Raw genomic sequence first — 6629 nt, 5'->3', positions numbered from 1 at the left:
GGCACGCCGGCGCCGCGGCGGGCGCGGTGCGGCCGCGCCCTCGCCCCGCGGCAGCATCCGGCCGGCGCCATCCGCGCGGCGCCCTCCCCCGGGCGCCACTCCCTGGGTGCCATCCCCTGGGTGCCATCCCCTGGGCGCGATCCCCTGGGCGGCATCCGGGCTTCCGCTACGGATCGCCAATGATAGCCTCCCCGCCGCAGCAGGCAGGAGGAGGAGCAGGATGGCCCGCACGCGTCCGCGGCAAAACGCCGCGGCGGCCGATGCATCGGCCCCCAAGACCACGCGGCCGGCCGCCGCCAGCCGCCGCGCCCCGCCGGCCGAGGCCCCCGCCAGGCGCAAGGGCAAGCCGGTGCTGGACGCGATGCCCGACCGCATCGACATCCGCGACTGGCCCTACCAGCCGAAGCTGGGGCCGCTGCCGGACCGGATGGTCAATTGCGACCTGGTGCCGGCCATCCTCGACCAGGGGCAGGAAGGCGCCTGCACCGGCTTCGCGCTGGCCGCCGTGGTGAACTACCTGCTGGCGCGCCGGGCCGATGGCGGCGCGCCGGAGCCGCGGCTGCCGGTCAGCCCCCGCATGCTCTACGAGATGGCGCGCTGCTACGACGAATGGCCGGGCGAGCACTACGAGGGCTCCTCCGCCCGCGGCGGCATGCTGGGCTGGGCGCGGCACGGCGCCTGCCCGGCGGCGATGTGGCCGAAGACGCGGCATGGCCGGAAGCACCTGACGCCGGAGATCGCCGAGGCGGCGCGGCAGGTGCCCGGCGGCGCCTTCTACCGCGTCAGCCATCGCGAGATCCGCGACATGCATGCGGCGCTGGCGGAGGTCGGCATCCTCTACTGCACGCTGATGGTGCATGACGGCTGGTTCGCGCCGGGCCCCGAGCGGGTCGCCGTCGCCTACCGGCAGGCCGGGGCGGAGCGGACGCGCCGCCTGCCCGTCATCCGGCGGGACGGCCGCGCCGACTCGGGCCATGCGGTGGCCATCGTCGGCTACACCGCCGAAGGCTTCGTCATCCAGAATTCCTGGGGCGAGGACTGGGGCGATGGCGGCTTCGCGCTGCTGCCCTACGAGGACTACCTGATGCACGCCACCGATGTCTGGGTCGCCCAGCTCGGCGTGCCGGTGAAGGTGGATCTCTGGGCCCGCGGCGGGGCGGATACGACCAAGGGCCTGGCGCGGGCGATGCCGGCCATCCCGCTCGCCGACATCCGGCCCTTCGTCATCGACGTGGCCAACAACGGGGAATTGTCGTCGAGCGGCGACTACTGGACCACGGAGTCCGACCTGCAGCGGCTGTTCCGCGAGACCATCCCGAAGGCGACGGAGGGCTGGAAGCGCCGCCGCGTGATGCTCTACCTGCATGGCGGGCTGAATGACGAGCAGGCGGCGGCCAGGCGGGTCGTCGCCTTCCGCGACGTGCTGCTGAGGAACGAGATCTACCCGCTGCACGTGATGTGGGAATCCGGCGCGGCGGACGCCATCCGCGACATCATCGCGGATGTGCTGACCGGCGCCGATGCGCGCGCCGGCAATGCCGTCGCCGACTGGCTGAAATCCATGCGGGACGGGCTGGTGGAGGGCAAGGACCGGTCGCTGGAGCTGACCGTCGCCGGGCCGGGCGGCGCGCTGTGGCGGGAGATGAAGGAGAATGCCCGCCTGTCCTCCGAGCATCGGCGGAAGATCGGCGCCATGCAGCTGATGGCGAAGCATGCCCAGGCGGCGATGCAGGCGCTGCCGGCGGCGGCGCGGGCCGGCTGGGAGCTGCATGTGGTGGCGCACAGCGCCGGCAGCATCTACGCCGCGCATGCGCTGCCGCAGCTGGCCGCCAGCGGCATCGCCCTGCGGTCGCTGCACCTGATGGCGCCGGCGATCACGGTGGAGCTGTTCAAGGCGACCATGCTGCCCGCCATCAGGGCCGGGACCTGCCCGGTCCCCGACCTCTATGTGCTGAGCGATGTGGGGGAGCGCGACGACGATGTCGGGCCCTATGGCAAGTCGCTGCTCTACCTGGTGAGCAACGCCTTCGAGCCGCGCCGCGACACGCCGCTGCTGGGCATGGAACGCTGGGTCCGGCAGGTGCCGAAGTCGCCCGCGCCGGATGCCGAGGTGGCGGCGCTGCTGCGGCAGACGCTGGTGGTGGCGGGGGCGCCGGCCCGGGGCAGCCTGGGGCCGTCGCGCAGCGACAGCCATGGCGGCTTCGACAACGACCCGGACACGCTGAACTCCATCCTGCGGCGCATCCTGGGCGCCGCGCCGAAGCCGGGCTTCGAGACGCGCGACCTGCAGTATTGAGGCCGGCGCGGCGGGGTCAGCCCGCCGCCTTCCGCTCCCGCTCGCTCTCGGTCTTCAGCTGGCCGCAGGCCGCCAGGATGTCCCGCCCGCGCGGCCGGCGGATCGGGCTGGAATAGCCCGCCTCGTTCAGGATGGCGGCGAATTTCGCCGTCTGCTCGTAGGTCGAGGTCTGGTAGGGGCTGCCCGGCCAGGGGTTGAAGGGGATCAGGTTCACCTTCGCCGGCAGGCCGTGCAGCAGCCGCACCAGCTCGCGCGCCTCGGCCTCCGAGTCGTTGATGCCGCGCAGCATGACGTATTCGAAGGTGATGCGGCGGGCGTTGGAGGCGCCGGGGTAGCGCCGGCAGGCCGCCAGCAGCTCGGCGATCGGGTATTTGCGGTTCAGCGGCACGATCTCGTTGCGCAGCTCATCCGTCACCGCGTGCAGCGACACCGCCAGGTTGACGCCCAGCTCCTCGCCGCAGCGGTCCATCATCGGCACCACGCCGGAGGTGGACAGCGTGATGCGGCGGCGGGAGAGGCCGATCCCCTCCCCGTCCATGACGATGCGCAGCGCCTTGGCCGTGTTCTCGTAGTTGTAGAGCGGCTCGCCCATGCCCATGACGACGATGGTGGACAGCAGCCGCGGCTTGTCGTCCTTCGGGCTGGGCCATTCGCCATAGCTGTCGCGCGCCGCCATGAATTGCCCGACGATCTCGGCCGCGCCCAGGTTGCGCACCAGCTTCTGCGTGCCGGTGTGGCAGAAGCGGCAGGACAGGGTGCAGCCCACCTGCGTGCTGATGCAGACGGCGCCGCGGTCCTCCTCCGGGTCGGGGATGTAGACCGTTTCCACCTGCTGGGCGTCGCGGAAGCGGAAGAGGAATTTGCGCGTGCCGTCGCGGCTGGTCTGCACCGTCGCGGCCTCCGGCCGGGCGATGACGAAGCGCTCCGCCAGCCGGGCGCGCAGCGGCGCGGCGATGCTGGACATCCGGTCGAAATCGGTCACGCCCTGGTGGTAGATCCAGTGCCAAAGCTGCTTGGCGCGGAAGGGCTTCTCGCCCAGCGCGGCCAGCTCCTGCACCAGCTCCTCGCGCGACAGGCCGACCAGGTCCCGCCTGCCGTCCGCCGTGGTGACCGGCGGCGGGCTGAACAGCGCGGCCTTGGCCAGGATGCGGTCGCGCTCGGCCGCCGTCAGCTCGGCATCGGCGGGGGTCACGGCATTCATCGGCGCGGGCTCCCGACCGGACATTCCTTGCCGATGGCATCATAGGCGGCGCCGAAGCCGGCGAGCGGGAAGGTGTCGGTGACCGTGCCGCGGCCATTGGCGCCGGGGGCCTTCAGCACCGCCTCCTTCCCGCCGCGGAAGGCGCGCACCGCGGCGGCGCCGTCGCGGGCGGCGATGACCGAGGTCGCGGTCTCCCCGGTATAGAATTCCAGCGTGGCGCCGCCCACGGTCACGCTGGGGCTGGCATTGCGCGGCAGGTTGTAGCCGGCGGTGATCGTCACCGTGTCGCGGGCGTTCGGCCGATGCGTCACGGTCAGCAGCACGCCCTGCCGGTTGCCCTCCACCTTGGTCGGGCGGGCGAAGGCGTAGCAGGTCTTCTGCCCGCCTTCCTGGAAGCTGGCGGCGGTCCAGGACTGGAATTCGCCAAGCCGCTGCGGGCGCGGCTGCTCCGCCGCGGCGGGGTGGCCGAGCAGGGAGAGGCCGAGCAGGAGGGCGGGCAGGGATCGCATACGCATGGCCGCTAGATACGGGCGCCCCCGCCCGCCAGCAACCGCGACGACCCGGCCGCAGGGGCCCGGCGCGCGCATGCCGGCGGCCCGGCGGCGACGCCGTGGCGCCCGCGGGGGCGCGGGACCCGGCCTGTGCCGCCCCCTTTCGCCGGCGAGAGGGGTGTCCTGCGGCGCCCACCGATGGGCGCCCGTCGCCTGCCGCGGCCGAGGGCGCCTGACCGCCACCCCCGGCCGGTCGGCCGCGCGATGCCCCGGCCGGTTCCCGCCGGCCGGCGATCCGCTCTATGCACCCGGGATGACCGACTCCGCCGACCGCCAGCTTGCCGCCCAGTACGAAGCTTTCCCCTACCCCGCCCGCGACCCGCGGGAGGAAGCGAAGCGCCTGATCGTCGGGAGCCCGAGCCACCTGCGCGAGATCGACCACTGGATCTTCGCCAGCCGCCGCCCGGCGACCCGGCCGCTGCATGCCCTGGTCGCGGGGGGCGGCACCGGCGACGCCACGATCATGCTGGCGCAGCAGATGGCCTGGGCCGGCCGGCCGGGCAGCGTCACCTGGCTGGACCGCAGCGGCGCCGCGCGGAAGATCGCACAGGGCCGGGCCGCGGCGCGCAACCTCCACAACATCCGGTTCGAGGAGGGGTCGCTGCTGGACCTGCCGGAGAGCGGCCTCGGCCCCTTCGACTACGTGGACTGCTGCGGCGTGCTGCACCACCTGCCGGACCCGCTGGCGGGGCTGCGGGCGCTGGTGTCCGTGCTGGCGCGGGGCGGCGGGCTGGGGCTGATGGTCTATGCCCCGCATGGCCGCACCGGCGTCTACATGCTGCAGGATGCGCTGCGCCTGCTGGCGCCGCCGGCGGAGGCCCCGGCGGCGCGGGTGGAGGTCGCCCGCCGGCTGTGGAAGCAGGTGCCGGAAACCGCCTGGCTGCGCCGCAACCCCTGGCTGACCGACCACCTGTCGGGCGGCGATGCCGGGCTCTACGACCTGCTGCTGAACCCGCGCGACCAGGCCTTCACCGTGCCGCAGCTGGCCGCGCTGGTGGCGGCGGCCGGGCTGCGGATCGCCTGCTGGGTGGAGCCGGTGCGCTACGACCCCGACGCCTACCTGCCCGACCCGCGGCTGCGCGCCCGCACCGCCGGGCTGGACCCGGTGGCGCGCGCCGCCCTGGCCGAGGCCGTGACCGGCAACATGGGCATCCACATCGTCTACTGCGTCCGGGCGGCAGACCCGGTGGCCGAGCCGCCCTGGGACGATCCCGATGCGGTGCCGGTGCTGCGGGAGATGGAGGGGCCGGCACTGGCGAAGGGCCTGCCCAAGGACGGCACCCTGCCGGTCACCTTCGACGGGCTGCGGGTGAACCTGCCCCTGCCCCGGCTGGCGCCGGCCATCCTGCAGCGGGTGGACGGGCGCCGCAGCTTCGGCGCCATCGCCGACGAGTTGGCCGCGCACGGCGTCTCCCGCGAGCAATTCGCCCGCGACCTGCCGGGGCTGCGCCATGCCATGGAGGCGATGAACCGGTTGCTGATCGCCGCGCCGGCCGCCGGCGCGTGACGCCCATCATCATCTTCGGCGCCGCGGTCCGGCCCGATGGCGGCCCCAGCCCGGCCATGCAGCGCCGGGTGGCGGCGGCATTCCGGTTCGGCGCCGGGCATCCGGATGCGCTGTTCATCCCGACCGGCGCCCAGGGCCGCTTCGGCGAGGCCGAGAGCACGATCATGGCCCGGCTGCTGGTGGCGCTGGGCGAGTCGCCGGAGCGGATCCGGGAGGAGCCGACGGGGACGGACACGCTGTCCTCCGTCCGCGCGTGCCGTGCGATGCTGGCGGGGATGGGTCATGCGGGGCCGGTCTGGGCGGCGACCAGCCGCTTCCACCTGCCGCGCTGCGTGCTGCTGCTGCGCCTGGCCGGCCTTCAGGCCCGGCCGGTGCCGATCGGCGCCTCGCGCGGCGATACCTGGGGACGGCGCTGGTATTGGCGGCTGCGGGAAGTGCCGGCGGTGCCCTATGACGCGGCGCTCATGCTCTGGCATCGCGGCCGCAGCGGGGGCTGAGGGTCAGCTGCGGCCGGCCGGACATGCCGGCGCGGCACCCTGCTCGGGCCCGGTCACGGCGACCGACGCGCCGGCCTGGGGATGCGGGCGGCGACGCAAGCGCCGCGGCGGCGGCACGGCTCGCTCAGGGCTTCGCCGCGTCGTCGCGCATCAGGCAGTCTGGGCAAAGGCAGCCCGTGCCCGCTTGCGGCACCGGGCGGCGCGGCGGCAGGGCCATGCACCAGCAGGCGCCAGCGGGGTCGCAGGGCACAGGCTGGCCGCAGCGCGGGCAGGCCACCGGTTCTGGAGAGGACGGCGCGGGAGCGGCGGGAATCGGGCGCGGCATCAGGCAGCTGGCCGGAAACAGACCATGGCGCGTGATGCAAATGGAAGGTGGCGGACCCGATACGATTCGAACGTACGACCTTTGCCTTCGGAGGGCAACGCTCTATCCAGCTGAGCTACGGGTCCGTGCGGAAGCTGATAGCCGATCGGGCGGCCGGACGGAAGGCCCCCGGCGCAAGGCGGTCCCCGCGGGCGCGCCCGGCGCCGCATCACCGCCGGGTGAAGCCGCCCGGCCCGGGACCGGCCCGTGCGC

The 6629-nt window shown here is 74.2% G+C and carries 5 protein-coding genes and 1 tRNA gene; 3 read left to right on the top strand and 3 right to left on the bottom strand.

Annotation, left to right across the window (positions count from 1 at the left end; translation table 11 throughout):
- The first annotated feature begins 220 nt into the window (after nt 1-220).
- A complete protein-coding gene (locus E2C05_RS26890; protein ID WP_133222733.1) occupies nt 221-2296 on the top strand; it encodes a C1 family peptidase in 2076 nt (691 codons plus the stop codon).
- Nucleotides 2297-2312: 16 nt separating this feature from the next.
- On the opposite strand, the gene rlmN is transcribed toward E2C05_RS26890, so the two are convergent.
- On the bottom strand, nt 2313-3497 hold the full coding sequence (gene rlmN / locus E2C05_RS26885; protein WP_240046908.1) for a 23S rRNA (adenine(2503)-C(2))-methyltransferase RlmN: 1185 nt from the start codon (nt 3495-3497) through the stop codon (nt 2313-2315).
- Nucleotides 3494-4012 carry an invasion associated locus B family protein gene (locus tag E2C05_RS26880; protein ID WP_133222731.1) on the bottom strand — a complete coding sequence of 173 codons (519 nt, stop codon included), beginning with the start codon at nt 4010-4012 and terminating at the stop codon, nt 3494-3496. The genes rlmN and E2C05_RS26880 overlap by 4 nt, the downstream gene beginning before the upstream one ends.
- A gap of 289 nt (nt 4013-4301) precedes the next feature.
- Here E2C05_RS26880 and E2C05_RS26875 point away from each other — a divergent pair, with 289 nt between their 5' ends.
- Nucleotides 4302-5555, top strand: coding sequence for a methyltransferase (locus tag E2C05_RS26875; protein ID WP_133222730.1), 1254 nt, complete (start codon nt 4302-4304; stop codon nt 5553-5555).
- Entirely contained in the window at nt 5552-6052 is a 501-nt protein-coding gene (locus E2C05_RS26870; protein WP_133222729.1) for a YdcF family protein, read from the top strand. The genes E2C05_RS26875 and E2C05_RS26870 overlap by 4 nt, the downstream gene beginning before the upstream one ends.
- Before the next feature lie 373 nt (nt 6053-6425).
- Here E2C05_RS26870 and E2C05_RS26860 read toward each other — a convergent pair.
- Nucleotides 6426-6502: transfer RNA gene (locus tag E2C05_RS26860), tRNA-Arg, on the bottom strand.
- Nucleotides 6503-6629: the final 127 nt, after the last annotated feature.

It is taken from the genome of Paracraurococcus ruber (assembly GCF_004353985.1).
Lineage (GTDB): Bacteria > Pseudomonadota > Alphaproteobacteria > Acetobacterales > Acetobacteraceae > Paracraurococcus > Paracraurococcus ruber.
The sequence above is the reverse complement of the archived record's forward strand: the minus strand, read 5'-3'. Positions and strand labels throughout refer to the sequence as shown.